The following is a 17,192-nucleotide window of genomic DNA, read 5'->3' as shown; positions in this document are numbered from 1 at the left end:
TGTCATCGCCCGCCACGATCGGATCGGCCCAGAGCCGCGGACCAGAAACCCGGCCGGTGCACAGTTCGCCGAAAGGCAGGCAGGCGCGTCCTTGCTACCGTCGTTGCCCTTGTTCGGTAGCATCCCGGGCGCGAAGATGCCGTGCGAAGATGTGCCGAAGATTTTGGAAACGTATCGAATTGTAACGCTGCTCAGCCGCCGCCCCGCTGGAAAGACCGCTCGAACAGCGCCAGCCGGTCCTTCATCTCCGCCTCTGTAAAGCCAATGAACGTGAGGCGGACTTGGGTCTTCGGCAGCGACAGATCCGGCACCTCCCGCCGCTCCTCCGGCGACAGTGTGATCTCCAGCCGGCGACAGTCTCCCTCCTCCGCCACAACCCGATCGCCGTCGATGCGGTAATCGCCGGTTGCGAGGGCGCCCGGCAGCACGCGGAAGAAATCCCGGTGGCTGATTGACATGTCCTTGTCGATGGTCACGGAGTCACCGCTTCGGACCGGTTCGGGCGCCGTCATGATTCTTCTCTTCCCACGCGGTTCATCCTCCTGCAACGGGCGGCCAGATGGCGAGGACGTCGTTGCCGTTCAGCCGGACCGTTCCCCGCTCGCCGGGCGGGACGAAGTGGCCGTTGATCAGGACAAGGTGGCAATGGGCTTCCGGCACGTTCAGGCGTCGGATCACCTCGACCGGCGTTGCTCCTTCATCCACGTCAAGCTCGGCGGCATTGTCAAGTGCGCCCGCCGGAAGGTAGCGCCCGAGCAACGCGAACAGCTTCACGGTGACCTTCATCGGCGCCGTCAAGCCGTACCGACCCGCGCCAGGTAGGCTTCGGCGACGCGGTGCGGGTCGGCCTTCAGCTTGCCTTTCCACGGCCCCAGCGGCACCCTGGTCTGGATCAGTCCCCGCAGCATGCCGACCCAGTCCGTCCGCCCAAGGGTGATGGCGCCGACCAGGCGGTCGTCTTCGAACTGCAGGTTGACGTAGCGGGAGGCGGCTTCGTCGACGCGCTCCGCTTGGTCGCCGCCGTCGATACCCTGCCAGCGTCCGAACGAGCAGGAGACCAGCCCGAGAGTATCGAGCACGTTCATGACCAGGCTGCCCCCATAGGCGGCATCGCCCCCGGACATGTTGATCGCGGCGAAGCGGCCATGGTCGGCGGCGGTCGGCTGCACCGCGTGCACCGAGAAGCCGCCGGTCGAGAAGTCCGGTCCCTGCGCCACGTCGCCGGCGGCGTAGATGCCGGGAACGTTGGTCTGCAGATGTTGGTCGACGAGGATCCCCTGATCCGTAGCGATGCCGCTGCCCTCGAGAAACGCCATGTTGGCGCGGACGCCGGCGGCGATGACGACCAGGTGCGCCGGAACCTGGGCGCCGTTGTCGAGATCCACGGCGAGCGTGTCGCGCTCGTCGGCCGCGGTCGGCGCCGTCTCGATACGAGTGATCCGGGACGAGGTATGTATGGTGACGCCCTTGCTCTCGCACCAGCGCTTGAGCATGGTCCCGGCGGTCGCGTTGAGCATGCGCGGCACCATCCTGTCGCCCATCTCGACGACCGTCAGGCTCACGCCCCGCTCGACCAGAGCCTCCAGCACGATGCAGCCGATGAAGCCGGCGCCGAGCAGCACCACGTGCGAGCCCGGCTCGGCCCGCCGGGCGATATGGCGGGCGTCGTCGAGGGTCCAGCATGCGTGGACCCCGGGAAGCTCCAGCCCTTCGATCGGCGGTCGCACGGCGCTTGCGCCCGTCGCCAGGAGAAGCCGGTCGAACGGAACTGTGACCCCGTCCGCCAGAACGAGCCGGCGCTCGCCAGGGTCGAGCCGCTCGACCCGCCCGTGCACCACGTCGATGCGGCGAGCGCGGAAGAAGTCCTTGGCCTTGCGCAGCACCGTCCCCGCCTCGTCGATCATGCCACTGAGGTAGTACGGCAAGGCCATGCGCGCGTAAGGCTCGCCGTCCTCGCCATGGATCAGCATGATCTCGCCATCCGGGTCGCGCTCGCGGAGCGTCTCGGCGGCGATGACGCCGGCCGGGCCGGCGCCCACGATCACATGATGCATCCGGCCCCCCGCCGATCTTCCGCCATCTACAGCGCCAGCCGGTTGAGCGTTTCGTTGGTGGGGACGCCGTCCGGCGTCCAGCCGCGGAGCTGGTAGTATTCCGGCAGCATGGTCTCCAGGCCGTTGACCAGCCCCTTGGCGGGCCCGACCTTGGCGGCCTCCTTGAGGAGCCGCTTCGGCAGGTTGTCGTCCTTGCCGGTGAAGCCGGCGTCGTTGTTGAACTTGCGCTCCAGGTTCCAGATGCGCTCGCCCACCTCCAGAAGCTTCTCGGTCGTCCAGTTGCCTTCGCAGGCAGCGTCGATCTGGGGCGCGATGTCGTCGAGGGTCCAGGCGAAGGTGGTGAACACGCAGATGCCGGCGGAGTCGACCGCCGCCGTGGCGTCCTGGAACGCCCGCACCAACGCCGCCTTGCCATCGGTCGCCAGCGGGTCGGTCTTCTCCGGAATGCCGAGGATCTCGGACGCCACGGTGTAGCCGCGCAAGTGACAGGCGCCGCGGTTGGAGGTGGCGTAGCCGAGGCCCATGCCCTGGATACCGCGGGAGTCGTAGGCCGGGAACTCCTGGCCCTTGACCTGCATCGCCAGGTCGGGGTGACCGTACTTCTCGCACAACAGCTTGGAGCCCAGGCCGATCTCGGCGCCGAAGCCCTCGCCGCGCCCGGTCAACTCGGTCACGTCGGTCAGCGCCTTGGCGTTGCCGAAGCGCAAATCGATGCCGCCAGTGACTTCCGGCGTTATCACCCCCATCTCGAAAAGCTCCATCGCCGCGCCGACCGTCGCCCCGAACGAGATCGGGTCCATCCCCTGCTCGTTGCAGATGAAGTTGGCGAAGGTCAACGCCTCGAGATCGTCGACGCCGGTTGCCGCGCCCAGCGCCCACGCCGCCTCGTACTCGAGGCCGCCCGAGGCGCCGTGATACTGCGGCCGATCGACCACGGTGTAGTGTGTCCGCTCGATAGCCGACACCCGGCCGCAGGCGATGGTGCACGCAAAGCACGCGGCATTGCGGATCAGGTTGGCCTTGCCGTCGGCACGCTTTGCATGCATCGCCTCGGCCGAAATCTTGTTAGCCCCTTCAAACTGAACGTCCCGATGGTTGCGGGTCGGCAGCGACCCGGTCTCGTTGATGACGTTCATCAGCACCTGGGTGCCGTAGGTCGGCAGCCCCTGCCCCGTCACCGGGTTCTCCGCCAGCACCTTCTTGGCGGCGTTGGTCGCGTTCAGAAACTGCACCGGATCCTTGACCCGAACGCCCAAGGTGCCGCGGATGGCAACCGCCTTCAGGTTCTTCGATCCCATGACCGCACCGACCCCGGATCGCCCGGCGGCGCGATGCATGTCGTTGACCACGCACGCGAATTTGACGCCCTTTTCACCGGAGACGCCGATCGAGGCGACGCGGATCTGGGGGTCCTGGTGCTTGGACTTGAGGCCCTCCTCGGTGTCCCAGGTGCTCTTGCCCCAGAACTCCGACGCGTTCATCAGGCGAGCATCGCCGTCCTGCAGCCACAAATAGACGGGCTGCGGCGAACGCCCCTCGAAGATGATCATGTCGTAGCCGGCGTTCTTCATCTCGTTTCCGAAGAAGCCGCCGGAATTGGAACACGCGATGGCGCCGGTCAGGGCGCCCTTGGTCACGATCGAGTACCGGCCGGCAGTCGACGCGCAGGTACCGGTCAACGGCCCGGTGGTCATGATCAGCTTGTTATCGGGCGACAGGGGATCGACCCGCGGGTTCACTTCCTCAGCCAGGTACTTGGTCGCCAGGCCCCGCTGGCCGAGGTATTTCTGCGCCCAATCCATGCGCAGTGGTTCGTTGGTGCAGGTTCCGGCGCCTAGGTTCACCCGCAAAACCTTGTTCGCCCATGCCATCGCTAATCCTCCTATCTTCGGCCGATGGGCCGCCAGTCAGTGCGTCGCCAGTCAGTGCGTCGCCGTCGCTCCGGCATCCGTCCTCGCCGCCCAGTGCCGCATGCGATCGAGTCCGGTCCAGTTGGCGTCAATGTAGGTGATGGCCTCGGTCGGGCACGCCTTGGCGCAGGCCGGGTCGCCGAAGCACAGGTCGCACTTGATCACCTTGCCGGTGCCGGCGTGATAGTTCACCGTGCCGAATGGGCACGCGATGGTGCACACCTTGCAGCCGACGCAGATGTCCGGATACACCTCCTTGGCCCCGGTTGCCGGGTTGAGCCCGATGGCGTCGACCGGGCACGCATGCATGCACCACGCTTCAGCGCACTGGGTGCAGGTGTACGGCACGAACCGGCCCTCGTCATGAAACGTGAATACCTTGATGCGCGATCGGGTCGGATTGAACGCGCCTTCCTTGACGTACGAGCACGCCATCTCGCATTGCAGGCAGTTCGTGCATTTCTCCGGATCGATGTGCAGCGATTTCAGCATGCGCCTTTTCCTCCCGAGGACAACGCCCAAGGTCGACGGAAACCGTTGAACCGAAGGGGATAAGCACGCCTGCCGCGACTCGTGCGCGATATTCGCGCTGCTTCTGATCCTCCCTCGATCCGGTTCTTCCAAGCGTGCCGTGACGACATCACGATCACTCCCGCCGGGTACCGTTTCGCGACCCTTTTTTGCGGTTACGATTATCCGTCCGTTGCCGACAAAAGGCAATGTCTAGCGCGCCGTGGCGTGGATCAACGGCCGGGACATCACGGCCGGGATCGACCGGTTGCGGGGATCATGCTTGAAAGCGCGGGTGCTGTCGATCATGGGTTATCTCGTGCGGAACCCAGGAGCCGGGCCGCGTCTTCGAGGTCCTCCGGCGTGTTGACGTTGAAGAACGGATCGAACGGCTCGGCGTCGAATGAGACCGTCGCCAGTTGATAGCGGGCCGTCCAGGCGGCGATCTTTCGCAGTCCCTCCTCAACCAGCGCGACCCGCAGGTCGTCCAGGAGACGCAGCGGCCACAAGCCGAATACCGGATGCGCCCGTCTGCCCGAAGCGGCGCAGGCCAGGTCGACGCGGTCATCGGCAACCGCGACGAGCAACCGGGCGACCAGGTCGTGCGGAAACAGGGGCGTGTCGGTGGCGATGCTGACGATCCATCGACACTGCGGCGCGTTGTCCCGCGCCCACATCATCCCGGTCAGCACGCCCGCCAGCGGTCCCGCGAAACCGCCGACCACGTCCGCCGCCACCGGCAGCCCGAACGACGCAAAGCGCGCCGCGTCGCCGCCGGCATTGATGACCAGCGCCGATACCTGCGGCGACGCCCGCTCGATCACCAGGTCCAGCATCGGCCGGCCGGCAATCGTCTGCAGGGCCTTGTCGCCGCCGCCCATCCGCCGTGCCCGGCCGCCGGCGAGCAGCACGCCCACCACTTCCGGAGGTCGCGTTGACGATAGCCCCGGAGGTCTTCCGCTCGAGATTGGGGACTGCTCAGTCGACGTAGCTTTCGGCGCAGGCTGCGTCCTGGTAAAGGGGCTCCCCGTAGGCATCCCGTCCGTACTCGCGAATGATCTGTTGCCCGTCGTCACTGGCAACGAAATCGACGAACCGGGCTGCCACGTCCCTGCCCGGCGTCGCGCCCTCCGGTGCGACCAGGGCATGATAGGTGTTCACGAGCCGCTTGTCGCCCCGGTAGAGCACGGTCAACTTCGGCAACCCCTTGCGGTTGACCAGCCAAGTGCTGCTGTCGAGCATGAAATAGCCGCCGATGGCGTCGGCCTTGCGGAGGCTGGCGGTCATGAAGTCGCCCGTGACAACGTACCATGGTCCCGACGGCGTCGTGCCCGCGTCCTTCCAGATCGACATTTCCTTGCGGTGGGTCCCGGAATTGTCGCCGCGGGAGACAAACGGCGCCTTGGCCGCGGCTATGCGCCGGTAGGCGTCCGCCGCCGATGTCGCGGCGGCCACGTTGGCCGGGTCCGCTTCGGGGCCGACGATGTAGAACTCGTTCGATCCGATCAAGGTGCGCTTGACCGCCCAGCCTTGCTCGACGGCGGCGCGCTCCCCGGCCGGCGCGTGTACCATGACGGCATCCACGGCTCTGTTCTTCAAATAGTCGAGACCCGCGCCACTGCCCGCCTTGACCCACTGCAGGGTCGCCGGCGTTCGTCCAGCGAACTCGGTCGCCAGCGCCTTCAGCAGGCCCAACTCGCCGGGGCTTCCAGTCGCGAGCATGAACGTCTCCCTCCTCCACCGTAGGTCGCCGTGATCTTCGGCCCATCTGTCGCGGCAGCGTTGGAGCTTCCAAGCGCGATGATGACCAGTCCGAGCGACGCCGCGGCACGGACTGCAGTCCGCAACCGGCTGCGACCGGCGCGGAGTTCCCTTCGTTGTTCTGCAATTTCCTGCACCGGTTACCTCCATTGAACAAAGTTGCCAGTTAGTGAGGATTGCTGCATGTTGCTCCGTCAGGACGAACCAAACGCTCGGGACAGCGGTCGATGCAAGACCTTTTCTCCGCGTTCACCAAGGCCGGGACGCTCCTGATCGCCTTGGACCCTGCCCTGATCGAGATCATCGGCCTCTCCTTGCGCGTCAGCCTCACCGCCGTCGGCATCGCAGCCATCATCGGGCTGCCGCTCGGCGCCATCCTCGGTCTCAGCCGCTTCCCCGGGCACGGGGCGCTGGACGTGCTGCTGAACGCGCTGATGGGCCTGCCGCCGGTGGTCGTCGGTTTGCTGGTCTATCTGCTGTTGTCGCGATCCGGCCCGCTCGGGGCGCTCGGGCTTTTGTTCACGCCGACCGCGATGATCATCGCGCAAGCCGTTCTCGTGACGCCGATCATCGCGGCGCTGACCCGGCAGACCATCGAAGATCTGTGGGACGAACTGGGCGAGCAGTTGCGGTCATTCGGCGTCGGGCGTCGCCGGGTCGTCGGAACGTTGCTGTGGGAGGGTCGGGTCGCGCTCTTGACCGCCATCCTCGCCGGCTTCGGACGAGCCAGCGCCGAGGTCGGCGCGGTGATGATCGTCGGCGGCAACATCGATCACGTCACCCGGATGATGACCACCACCATCGCGCTGGAAACCAGCAAGGGCGACCTGCCGCTGGCGCTCGGCCTCGGCATCGTGCTGATGGGCATGGCTTTGGCCGTCAACGCCGCTGCGCACGTGCTGCGCGGCACCGCGCTCAGGGTCGGTGGCTGAGGCATGGGCAACGTCCTGCCGATGCGCCTCGACAGCGTCTGCTTCGATGCCGGCGGGCGGCGGCTGATCAATTCCATCAACGGCGAACTGCGGCAAGGAACACGCACGGTCGTCCTCGGGCCCAACGGCGCCGGCAAAAGCCTGACGCTCAGGCTCTGTCACGGCCTGCTCGCGCCCACGGCCGGCAGCATTCGCTGGCTCGGCGCCAACGGGACCGACGTGCGGCTGTTGCAGGCCATGGTGTTCCAGAGGCCGGTGATGCTGCGCCGCTCGGCGGCCGGCAACATCGCTTATGCACTCGGGGTCCGAGGCATCTCGGGACGCGAGAAAGCCCGGCGCATCGACAAGGCGCTCGACCAGACAGGCCTAGCCGAGTTCGCCGCCCAGCCGGCGCGCACGCTGTCGGTGGGCGAGCAGCAGCGCCTGGCGCTGGCGCGCGCCTGGGCGCTGTCGCCGCAGGTGCTGTTTCTGGACGAGCCGACCGCCAGCCTCGATCCCGCCGCCACCCGCGCCGTCGAAGCCATCATCAACGCCATTTATCGCGACGGCGCCAAGATCATCATGACCACCCACGACCTCGCTCAAGCGCGGCGGCTGGCGGACGATGTTGTGTTCCTGCATCGCGGCCGGCTCATGGAGCATGGGCTGGCGGACGATTTCTTCGCCCAACCGCAGACACCGGAGGCGGCGGCGTTCATCACGGGAAGCCTCTGCTGGTAAGGGAGAACGATCGATGACGCGACGGAAGTTCCTGCAGATTGCTGCGGCGCTGTTGCTCACCCTCGGGACCGGCGCCACGCCCGGGTCCGCGGAGAACACCTACATCTTGGTGGCCTCCACCACGTCGACCGAGAACTCCGGCTTGTTTGCACACATCCTGCCCGTGTTCCAGAATGAAACCGGCATAGAGGTGCGGGTGGTCGCCGTCGGCACCGGTCAGGCCGTCGATCTCGCGAGGCGCGGCGACGCCGATGTGCTGTTCGTCCACCACACCCCGTCCGAGGAAAAGTTCGTCGCCGAGGGCTTCGGCGTCGCCCGCCACGACGTCATGTACAACGACTTCGTCATCGTCGGGCCGGAGAGCGATCCTGCCGCGATCAAGGGCATGACGTCGGCCGCCGACGCGCTCAAGCAGGTCGCCGACAAAACGGCGCTATTCGCGTCCCGCGGCGACGAGAGCGGAACCCACAAGAAGGAACTGTCGCTTTGGAAGGCGGCCGGTGTCGACGTGGAGGCAGCCAGCGGCACGTGGTACCGGGAGACAGGCTCCGGCATGGGCGCCACCTTGAACACTGCGAGCGGCCTCGGCGCCTATGCGCTGACCGACCGCGCCACGTGGCTCGCCTTCGAGAACAAGGGCGATCTCGCGGTTCTGGTCGAGGGCGATCCCAAGCTGTTCAACCAGTACGGCGTGATCCTCGTCAATCCCGAGAAGTTCCCGCATGTGAAGGCCGAAGCGGGCCAACGATTCGTCGACTGGATCATCGGCTCCGATGGGCAGAAGGCCATCGCCGATTTCAGGATCGGCGGCCAGCAACTGTTCTTCCCCAACGCCAGGCCAGGCGCTTGAGGCTGCTATTTGCCGATGATGACGTCGGATGACTTGATGATCACCGTAACCTCGTCGCCGATGGCGAGGCCAAGGTCGTCGACGGAAGAACTGAGGATCGATGACGAGATAATGGTGCCGCCGCCGATGTCGACGCGGACGTTGGCGGCGACATCTGCCGTCTTGACCTCGACGACGCGGCCTTTGATGACATTGCGGGCGCTCAGTTTCATGCATCCCTCCGCTGTTCGCGCAGCCTCAGCCAAAGCCCTGCGCTAGGATCCATTGTAGACCACGCGGCCGAGGCCGGAAACATCGTATCCCGCGAGTTCGCCGGCGCGTGCCGCCAGGGCCGGCGTCCGGCAGAAGGAGAGCAGCGCCTGCACCGGCGGCTCGAAATAGCTGCGTCGGCGCATGATCAGGTCGAAGCGTTCTCGCTGCAGCGGCAAGAAATCGAGACCGAGTTGCGCCGCGACGGCGGCGACCGCAAGGCCCACATCCGCCTTGCCTTCGCGAACGGCCAGCGCGACGTCCAGTTCGCTGCGCGCCCGTTGCGGCGTAACGGTCAGTGCGGCGGGCGAGACATTGGCCACTGCCAAGAGATGCGACAGCAAGATGTAGCTGCCGGCCTCCGTTTGGCGCCGGACCAGGCGGGCGCCTATTCGTGTCAGGTCGGCGACCGTCCGGATCCCGAGCGGGTTGCCGGCCGCGAGCACGAGTCCCTGTTGCCGCCACGCCCACTCCACGACGACAAGATCCCGGTCGCCCAGCCGCCGCCGCGCCAGGGCGACGTTGTAGTCGTTGTTGTCGGGGTCCAGGACGTGCGCGCCTGCCAGCATGGCCTGCCCGCCGGCCAGGCGCTCGATACCGTCGAGGCTGCCTCCGGTCATCAACGCCAGCCCGCACTCCGAATCGCGGATCGCCCATTCGAGCAACGGGTCATGACTGCCGGCAAGCGTCGGCGGCGCCGAACCGGCCGACGCCCGCGCCTGTACCGCCGGTGCCCCATCCGTCGCTTCCACGTTGCCGAGCAGCCAGTCGTCGATCAACGCTTTAGGAAATAGCCATTTTCCGGAGATGCGCGTGCACGGGATGCGCCGGTGCTTGACGAGGTCGTAGACCGTGCGCTCCTTGATGCGGAGGTAGTCGGCGACCTCGCGCGTGTTCATCATCTCCGGCACGCGCGCTCCATCCTTCATCCCGATGCCGCAATGGGTAGTGTATGATAACAGTGTTGTTGATCCCTGCGTCGCTGTTTAACAGGGTTTCGATCGCCACTTCTTGCCTGGCGGGAAAGAAGGACATGATGGTCAGATTGATGCTCATCCTTTGCTGCGCCGCCGCCGGCTGGGCATGCCTGCCCGGGGCCGGACGCGCTGCGCCCCTCCACGGCGACGAACAGCAGCGGGAAACCTCCGTGACCATCATCGACGGCGACACCATCGAAGTGGACGGAGAGCGCATTCGCCTCTACGGGATCGATTGCCCCGAGCCGGAACAGGTGTGCGGCAGCGCCAAAGACCGCTGGAACTGCGGCGAGTCGGCGATGGCGCAACTGGACAGAGTCCTCACCCTCAACCGCGGCAAGCTGACCTGCGAGCCCTGGAGCAGCGACGGCAGGGACGCACGCGAAGAGGCTGCGGAGGACGACACCTTCGTCTGCAAGGCGAGCAACAAGGATCTGGCCGACGGTCTGCTGCGGGGCGGATACTGCGTCGCCCTGCCCCACGCGTTTCCGGAATACCGCGAGGCGGAGCGCTCGGCCAAGGAGGGGAAGCTGGGCCTGTGGGGCGGCGACTTCGTCCCGCCGGACGAATGGCGGCGGCGCAACCGCGCGGCGCCGGCGACCCGGTAGCGACGCGGGGACGGCACCGAGCCTCGGAGCGCCTCCGCCGTCGATCGCGACCGTGCGCTGGTGGTTCTGGCGGGGAACCAGGTCCGTCGATTGAGCAACTCACAGGCGAAAACGTGGCGGTGATCTTTCACCTTTTTTTGTCGCATTTTTCAGCGAGTCGGGACGTTTTTTTGCTGTTTTGCCACCGTTTTGCACGGCCAAAATAGGACTAACGTCTTGTATCGCTTCATTTTGTGTCCGTTTGGACGCGAAATGTGTATGCAAATGTACTCAAATGTATGCAGAATTCGCCTTAAGATGCTGATAATAAACAATTATATTCATGGTTGATAGTCTAGTCTTGTTTTGCGCGTCAGGAACGTTGTCTCAGACCGAATGCAGCGGCCGAGCGGTGCCGGCAGATGGCGGGTCAGCCTATGCTCTCCTGAGCACCGGCGCGCACTTTTCCCGGATCGCGCTACGCTCCCTTCGCGCTCTGGATGTACGTGTGAGGCGGTCGCGGCCAGCATCCACGGCCGGGCCGACGGTGAAGCACACGGGGAACTACAATGAGAAAGAACAATAAAAGAACATGGCCGCTTCCACGATCCTCGTCAAGGGCGAAGGCGCTTTGCCACGCGTTGGCCAGCGTCGTCACTGGCACGGCATGAGGAGCGGTTCGTCCTCATGGCCTGATGTCGGCCTCATTGACGGAAGCCGGCCGCCAACCGCGGCCTCGACCCCGTGCCGCTTCCAGCGCCTTCGGCCCGCGCGCGCACTAGGGACCCGCGACGTCGCGATGCGCGAGTTGCAAGAACCCTGACGTCCGTGCCGGCTCGGCGCGGTTCAAAGGCAGCGGGCGCGCTGGATCTTTCGAGGATGGCGGCTCCCTCGGCTTTCCACGTGTAGGGCGTGGATCGGCGTTGCGTTGGGCGATAGGCCTTGATGTCGGCGACCAACTCTTTCACCGAGGTGAAGCTCCCGGCACGGATGACGTCTCCCGTAAGGTCGGCGAAGAAGCGCTCGACCAGATTGAGCCACGACGAGGACGTGGGCGTGAAGTGCACGTGAAAGCGCGGGTGCCTGGCCAGCCAGGCCTTCACCTTGCGTGCTTGTGGTGGCGTAGTTGTCGACGATCAGATGGAGATCGAGGTCCTTAGGCGTCCCGCGGTCGATCTGCGAGGAACCTGAGCCACTCGGCGTGGGTATGGCGCGCCTCGGTGCGCGCGATGAGCTCCGACCAGCGTCGAGCGCGGCGAACAGCGTGATCCGCCGGCGCCTGTAGTCGTGGGTCGTGGTGGCCGGACGCTGGGCGCGAGCGGGCCCGAGTTGCGTGCGCTCCAGGGCTTGGCACTGGCTCTTCTCGTCGCAGCACAGCACGAGCGCCTTCTCCGGCGGGCTGGAGGTAAGAGCCGATCACGTCCCAGAACTTCTCCTCAAGCTCGGGTCGTTGAGCTTGAAGGGTCCTGGTCACGTGAGGCTTCAAGGCGTTCTTCGACCAGACCCGCTGAACCGGAGGGCGAGACGCCGCGTGGCGGCTCGCGGAGCGCCGCTCCCCCTTGCGGCGCAGCGGCGGGCGGCTCGGTCAGGACGCTCGATCTTCTCGGGCGGGATCGACGGCTGCGACCGCGCGCTCGTCCTCGAGGCCCAAAGCCCCTTGGTCTCGAAACGCTTCGTCCATGTCGATAGCGCGCGGGCGTCGCCCAGCGCGCGCGACCTCCCAACGCCAAGGCCTTCGAGCGGGAGAACGATCGACGCCGCTCCTTCGCCCGTGCCTCAATGCTTGTCGCCCGCGATCTGCGTTCGAGCTCCCAACCACCTCCGGCTCCGCCGTGATCCGCTTGATCGGACCGCCTTCGACTGATCCTCCCCGCATCGTGCATCGCGCAAGGATATTAGTCGACACTTTAGAAACAGTACACTAGGGACGCGTGACCCGCGAAGTCGCGATGCGCGAGTTGCGGGAAACCGCTGACGTCCGTGCCTTGTTTGGCGCTTATAGCCATGGGCGGACATGCGGCGGGCAAATATGACGTCCGACATGAACGGCAGCAGGAAGCTGGCGAAGCCAGCCGGAAGCAGTCCGCTCGATGCAGGGGTTATACGGCGCGTGCTTCAAGAAGGGCGACGTCCCTAAGATGCTTTTCACGCTGGCCCTCCGCAAATGCAATGGCTTGCTTTTTCATGGAGATGAGCGCTGAGACCGAAGCAAGCCATACTGGAATATTGAAAAGTCGCGCGTCGATCGCACCAGCTTCGACCTCAGCGAAGCTCGCGGAGCCTTGCTGAGGCGTGAGCAACTCGGCGTAGTAGTGCTTCTTGATCGAGACTTGCAGTCCAAGCCTAGTGAAGGAACCAGCTGAATGCCCGGGTATCCGAAAACTCGCCAGTACCCCTGATACGCGCGCGGAATTCCCGGCGGTTGGTTCGACGAGTAGGTCCATGTCGTCCGCAAGGCGCTCAGACAATGCCAGGCGACAGCAAGGCCCCGACCACGACAAACTTCACGCCTGCTTCTGACAGTGCGCGGACGAGACCTCGTTCCCTCCGAAATGGATAAGGTTGTCACCGATGCGGTTGTTCATGCCATATAAAGTTCAGCTTAGGGGGTGTGGAAACCGCAAGCGAAGCTCGCTGGCGTAGCGACCGATTCGAAGCGTTGGTCAGGCAATGGGCTGCGTTTCGACCACCACTGTGCTTGAACACCTACCTGCATTCAATTACCAAATTGTGTTGGGGCGCAGCAACAAAGCCGCCGCTACTCGTTGGCGCAACAAATGTTCCTGAAGAGCGATCAATGATCGAGTAACCGGACGGGCATAATTCTCCTGCCTTCTCGTAGCAGGCATCCAAGGTGCGGCCCATGCCACTGCAACGCATCGAGTAAGCTGTCTTCGCGTTGGGCCAACAAACTGTTTGGGTTCGATACTTGCGCATGAGGCAAGAAGAACGCATGAGGCAAGAAGAACAGGCAATAACATCAGGAAGAGACTGCGCAATTAATTTCCCCTTTCTTGAGCTGGAATACTCATTCACGTAAAGTGCTTGGACTTAAAAATTTTGATCACCAAAGCTGCCGCAAGCGTACCCTAGCCATATCTCTACCACATAACGGCCAGTATTCGGGCTTGTGATATGTGAGTTTACCTGGCTCGTCGAACGAGTATGCGAAAACCTCGGACTCAATGGTGTGAAGGTGGTTTACGCACTTCCGAGCCCGTGCCTCAAGCTCACGGTGGTCCTGTTCGACTTGTCTATTTAGGTGATGAAAGTCGTTTCGATCCGCAAACATCGAGACGGCTGCATCGCACACCGCCGAAGAGACAACCTTCTTCTTATGCAGTCTTTTCCAACGCTCTTCAACATTATTTCCCATCGAGACATTGTGAGTTTTAGCGTGGGTTTCGGCGAGAAACTTGGAAAGTGCCTCCACATACGATTGTGCAACAGAGATAGAGCCGTAGAAAAAGCCCGCGATATACATGCTTGCGCATTCGGACGCTGCTGCCGCAAACCAGTGGGCCGGGATGACATCTTGAAGCCTGACCTGAGAAGCCCTTGAAAGCCTTTGCGTTAACTCAGCCTCAAAGCTGCTCCGCATTTGCCTTGCCATCGAATCGGGGATCAACCGCAGCATATACATGTTCCATGGCTAAGCTTGTCTCGTTTCTAACTGGGGCATGAAAGCACCCATTGTACGCCCCGCATTCAAGCCACGGAAGTCCGCTTCGGGTCAAACTGAGACAGGAGATTGAGCCACGACGAACCCGGATCGTCGGCTCGGCCCCGAAAGCGGGCGCCGATTCGGTATCCCGGGCGGCCCCCGGAACATACTGGTCTCCCTTACCAACCATGGGAGAGAGACCATGCAAAACGTCCAGCGAAATCAGCGTCAACGTCGCCAAGCGCGAGCCCTGGAACAAAGGGAAGCTGATCGGCCCGGAGCCCCGCTTCTTCGGAAGCACTTTTGGGCGATCCGCACGCGCTTGCAGATGGCGGGGCGGCAGCGTGATCTGGCGCTTTTCAATCTTGCCATCGACAGCAAGCTCCGGGGGTGCGACGTCGTCAAACTCCGCGTCGTGGACGTGGCGCCGCACGGATACGCGATCGAGCGCGCAACGGTGCGCCAGAGCAAGACCGGGCGACCGGTCAGGTTCGAGATCACCGAGCAGACGCGCCAGGCAATCGACGAATATCTTCTGGAAGCGATCGGCGACCGAGGCCTTCTTGTTCGGCGGGCGTCGCTGAAAGGGTTCCGGCCTCACAACCCGGCAATATGCCCGCCTCGTCTCCCGGTGGGTCGCGAGCATTGGCCTCGATCCGTCGCGCTTCGGCACACACTCGCTCCGGCAAACGAAAGCGCCGTTGATCTATCGACGGACCGGCAACCTGCGAGCGGTGCAGCTCCTGCTCGGGCACACGAAGGTGGAGAGTACCGTCCGGTATCTCGGTATCGAGGTTGACGACGCGCTTGCCATCGCCGAGCAAACCGAGGTCTGATCGCTGGGGTGGAGCGGAACCGCTCCACCCTCTTCAGATGGGCGAGGCTAAGTAATAGGAGACACAACAATGGCTTGGGTAACAGGCGTGACGTAAGAAGCACCCTGTTGGCTCGATGGTTAAGTCACTTTTTCCAATGGTCGCGAGGATGAAATCTTCCAGCTTTTGTCTCAACTCAGATTCACTTTGCCATACGATGTGATAGAATTGCCTTGTATCATAATGTACGTTCTTTAAATCATCATCTCGTACACACCAAATGACAGGTAAACCCAAACCAAATGCAAAGCCGGCCTCGTAATAGACTCCTGACTTTTGCTGGGTTACATCCGCGACAACAAACCTAGACTTTCGGATTTCGGCAATGATTTTTGCATCAATTCGATCAAGATGAGGCGAGGAGTCGACTCGAAGTGGCCGATAACCGGTCGCTTCAATGGCAGGTGCAATCGCATTCTGGTAGACAGGCAGCAGTGTCCCATCAAAAGACATGGCCACAAATGCTTGGAATTTTGTATTAAAACTGGAATCATCTCTTTCTAGGTACTCCCAGCCTTTGGCTGTGATGACCATTGGGTACAGCGGGTCGGAAAGGCTCCGTTCACCAGCACCACCATTTCAAGCAACCCACGATCAATCAGTGCCTTCAGGTAATATTTCAATTCATTTTCATTTTGCGCCCAAGCTAGGGAAGTAGAATGCTCAGGAATAAGAACGACATCCTTCCCCGGATAATCTGTAAGCAGTTCAATTGCCTTAAGCAGTTTGCTTTGTTTTTCAAGCGGACTATAACTCCGGAGATTCGTAACGACTTCGTTTGGAGCTATGGCCGGAAGTGGGTGACGGGATGAGATAGGGGTGGCGTATCGTGGGCGGTGATGAGCCGGCCACATCTCCCGGGAAAGAGTGATACGCCATGACCGAGGATACCGTTGTCACCCTGAGCCAGCCACGGCATTTTGATGATCCATTGACTGACGTTCTGCGCGAGGGGGCGCGTCGGCTGCTGGCTCAGGCGATCGAGGCGGAAGTCGAGGCGCTGCTCGCCGACCATGCGGATCTGCGCACCGAGGACGGCCGGCGCCGGTTGGTGCGGCATGGTCATGGGCCGGAGCGGCAGATCGTCACCGGGATTGGTCCGGTGGCGGTGCGGCGAGCCAAGGTTCGGGATCGTGGCGGTACTGGTCCGAGCGGTCGCATCCGCTTCAGCTCGGCCATTCTGCCGCTGTTCGCCCGCCGCAGCCGGTCGCTGGATGCAGTGTTGCCGGTGCTGTACTTGCGCGGCATCTCGACGGGAGATTTTCAGGAAGCGTTGTCGGCGCTGCTCGGCCGGGACGCACCGGCACTGTCGGCTCCGGCGCTCGCCCGTCTGAAAGCCGAATGGAAGGCGGACCTTGATCGTTGGCGACAGCGGGACTTGTCGGCCCGGCGGTATGTCTATCTGTGGGCCGACGGTGTCTACCTGCAGGGCCGCATGGAAGACGAGAAGCAGTGCGTTCTGGTGCTGATCGGCGCCACGCCGGAAGGCCGCAAGGAACTGATCGGTTTCCAGGCGGGCTTTCGTGAAAGCGCCCAGAGCTGGCGCGAACTGCTCGCCGATCTGAAGGCGTGCGGGCTGGCGGCGGCGCCGGACCTTGCCGTCGGCGACGGGGCGCTCGGCTTCTGGAAGGCGCTTGAGGAGGTGTTTCCGCACACCCGGCACCAGCGGTGCTGGATGCACAAGACCGGCAACGTGCTGAACAAGCTGCCGAAGGCCCTCCAGGCGACGGCGAAAACGGACATTCATGAGATCTGGATGGCCGCCGGCCGCGCCGAGGCAACCGCGGCCCTCGATCGCTTCGCTGCCAAGTACGTGAAGAAGTACTCGAAGGCGGTCGAATGCCTGACCAAGGACCGCGAGGCGCTGCTCGCCTTCTACGACTTCCCCGCCGAGCACTGGGTCCACTTGCGCACCACGAATCCCGTCGAGAGCGTTTTTGCGACGGTGCGCCACCGCACGGTCCGCACCAAGGGCTGCCTGTCCCACGGCACCGCCATGGTCATGGTCTTCAAGCTGATCACCGCGGCAGCGCGAACCTGGCGCAAGCTCAAGGGCAGCAACCAGTTGCCGAAGATCATCGAAGGCGTCAAATTCACCGACGG

Annotated in this window: 18 protein-coding genes and 1 pseudogene; 6 read left to right on the top strand and 13 right to left on the bottom strand. The window is 63.7% G+C overall.

The genetic code is table 11. The features are described from left to right. Positions 1 to 191: 191 nt before the first annotated feature. The 7 genes from IPM60_14890 to IPM60_14860 form a co-directional block, all read right to left on the bottom strand. Positions 192 to 512, bottom strand: coding sequence for a hypothetical protein (locus IPM60_14890; GenBank protein ID MBK8909119.1), 321 nt, complete (start codon positions 510 to 512; stop codon positions 192 to 194). Positions 513 to 534: 22 nt separating this feature from the next. Next, positions 535 to 786, bottom strand: a complete 252-nt coding sequence (locus tag IPM60_14885; GenBank protein ID MBK8909118.1) for a MoaD/ThiS family protein — start codon at positions 784 to 786, stop codon at positions 535 to 537. 8 nt (positions 787 to 794) lie between these two features. After that, a complete protein-coding gene (locus IPM60_14880) occupies positions 795 to 2,054 on the bottom strand; it encodes an NAD(P)/FAD-dependent oxidoreductase (GenBank protein MBK8909117.1) in 1,260 nt (419 codons plus the stop codon). A gap of 26 nt (positions 2,055 to 2,080) precedes the next feature. Beyond that, complete coding sequence (locus IPM60_14875) at positions 2,081 to 3,925, bottom strand: aldehyde ferredoxin oxidoreductase family protein (GenBank protein MBK8909116.1); 1,845 nt, start codon at positions 3,923 to 3,925, stop codon at positions 2,081 to 2,083. 51 nt (positions 3,926 to 3,976) lie between these two features. After that, the gene (locus IPM60_14870) at positions 3,977 to 4,456 is read right to left on the bottom strand and encodes a 4Fe-4S dicluster domain-containing protein (GenBank protein ID MBK8909115.1); all 480 of its coding nucleotides are present in this window, start codon (positions 4,454 to 4,456) and stop codon (positions 3,977 to 3,979) included. 323 nt (positions 4,457 to 4,779) lie between these two features. Beyond that, positions 4,780 to 5,511: a molybdenum cofactor guanylyltransferase MobA gene (mobA, locus tag IPM60_14865; protein ID MBK8909114.1), complete on the bottom strand. Its 732-nt coding sequence runs from the start codon at positions 5,509 to 5,511 to the stop codon at positions 4,780 to 4,782. After that, on the bottom strand, positions 5,453 to 6,196 hold the full coding sequence (locus tag IPM60_14860) for a substrate-binding domain-containing protein (protein MBK8909113.1): 744 nt from the start codon (positions 6,194 to 6,196) through the stop codon (positions 5,453 to 5,455). Before IPM60_14860 ends, mobA begins: the two co-directional genes overlap by 59 nt. 266 nt (positions 6,197 to 6,462) lie before the next feature. Here IPM60_14860 and IPM60_14855 point away from each other — a divergent pair, with 266 nt between their 5' ends. Genes IPM60_14855 through IPM60_14845 form a run of 3 tightly spaced genes read left to right on the top strand, consistent with a single transcriptional unit; the run spans position 6,463 to position 8,737 of the window. After that, positions 6,463 to 7,167: an ABC transporter permease gene (locus IPM60_14855; GenBank protein MBK8909112.1), complete on the top strand. Its 705-nt coding sequence runs from the start codon at positions 6,463 to 6,465 to the stop codon at positions 7,165 to 7,167. Between the two features lie 3 nt (positions 7,168 to 7,170). Continuing rightward, entirely contained in the window at positions 7,171 to 7,887 is a 717-nt protein-coding gene (locus IPM60_14850) for an ATP-binding cassette domain-containing protein (protein ID MBK8909111.1), read from the top strand. 13 nt (positions 7,888 to 7,900) lie between these two features. Beyond that, a complete protein-coding gene (locus tag IPM60_14845; GenBank protein ID MBK8909110.1) occupies positions 7,901 to 8,737 on the top strand; it encodes a substrate-binding domain-containing protein in 837 nt (278 codons plus the stop codon). Positions 8,738 to 8,742: 5 nt separating this feature from the next. On the opposite strand, the gene IPM60_14840 is transcribed toward IPM60_14845, so the two are convergent. Together IPM60_14840 and IPM60_14835 are read right to left on the bottom strand one after the other, a co-directional pair. Then, positions 8,743 to 8,949, bottom strand: coding sequence for a TOBE domain-containing protein (locus IPM60_14840; protein ID MBK8909109.1), 207 nt, complete (start codon positions 8,947 to 8,949; stop codon positions 8,743 to 8,745). Positions 8,950 to 8,991: 42 nt separating this feature from the next. Further along, entirely contained in the window at positions 8,992 to 9,915 is a 924-nt protein-coding gene (locus IPM60_14835; GenBank protein ID MBK8909108.1) for a helix-turn-helix transcriptional regulator, read from the bottom strand. 104 nt (positions 9,916 to 10,019) lie between these two features. On the opposite strand from IPM60_14835, the gene IPM60_14830 reads away from it, so the two are divergent. After that, a complete protein-coding gene (locus IPM60_14830) occupies positions 10,020 to 10,571 on the top strand; it encodes a thermonuclease family protein (protein MBK8909107.1) in 552 nt (183 codons plus the stop codon). A 683-nt stretch (positions 10,572 to 11,254) separates the two neighbouring features. On the opposite strand, the gene IPM60_14825 is transcribed toward IPM60_14830, so the two are convergent. The 3 genes from IPM60_14825 to IPM60_14815 all read right to left on the bottom strand — a co-directional run bounded on the left by IPM60_14825 (position 11,255) and on the right by IPM60_14815 (position 14,187). Further along, positions 11,255 to 11,653 carry a transposase gene (locus tag IPM60_14825; protein ID MBK8909106.1) on the bottom strand — a complete coding sequence of 133 codons (399 nt, stop codon included), beginning with the start codon at positions 11,651 to 11,653 and terminating at the stop codon, positions 11,255 to 11,257. 996 nt (positions 11,654 to 12,649) lie between these two features. Continuing rightward, positions 12,650 to 12,994: a hypothetical protein gene (locus IPM60_14820; GenBank protein ID MBK8909105.1), complete on the bottom strand. Its 345-nt coding sequence runs from the start codon at positions 12,992 to 12,994 to the stop codon at positions 12,650 to 12,652. A 620-nt stretch (positions 12,995 to 13,614) separates the two neighbouring features. Next, positions 13,615 to 14,187: a hypothetical protein gene (locus IPM60_14815; GenBank protein ID MBK8909104.1), complete on the bottom strand. Its 573-nt coding sequence runs from the start codon at positions 14,185 to 14,187 to the stop codon at positions 13,615 to 13,617. Between the two features lie 355 nt (positions 14,188 to 14,542). Between IPM60_14815 and IPM60_14810 the strand changes: the two are divergent. Continuing rightward, positions 14,543 to 15,050 (top strand): annotated as a pseudogene (locus IPM60_14810) (tyrosine-type recombinase/integrase). A 33-nt stretch (positions 15,051 to 15,083) separates the two neighbouring features. On the opposite strand, the gene IPM60_14805 reads toward IPM60_14810, so the two are convergent. After that, positions 15,084 to 15,623 carry a nucleoside 2-deoxyribosyltransferase gene (locus IPM60_14805; protein ID MBK8909103.1) on the bottom strand — a complete coding sequence of 180 codons (540 nt, stop codon included), beginning with the start codon at positions 15,621 to 15,623 and terminating at the stop codon, positions 15,084 to 15,086. A gap of 343 nt (positions 15,624 to 15,966) precedes the next feature. Here IPM60_14805 and IPM60_14800 point away from each other — a divergent pair. Then, positions 15,967 to 17,192, top strand: a 1,226-nt coding sequence (locus IPM60_14800; GenBank protein MBK8909102.1) for an IS256 family transposase, incomplete at its 3' end; no start/stop codon positions are given.

The organism is Rhodospirillales bacterium (assembly GCA_016710335.1).
GTDB lineage: Bacteria > Pseudomonadota > Alphaproteobacteria > Rhodospirillales > Defluviicoccaceae > JADJXQ01.
Note: the sequence above shows the minus strand (reverse complement) of the source record. Positions and strands in the feature narration are given on the sequence as shown.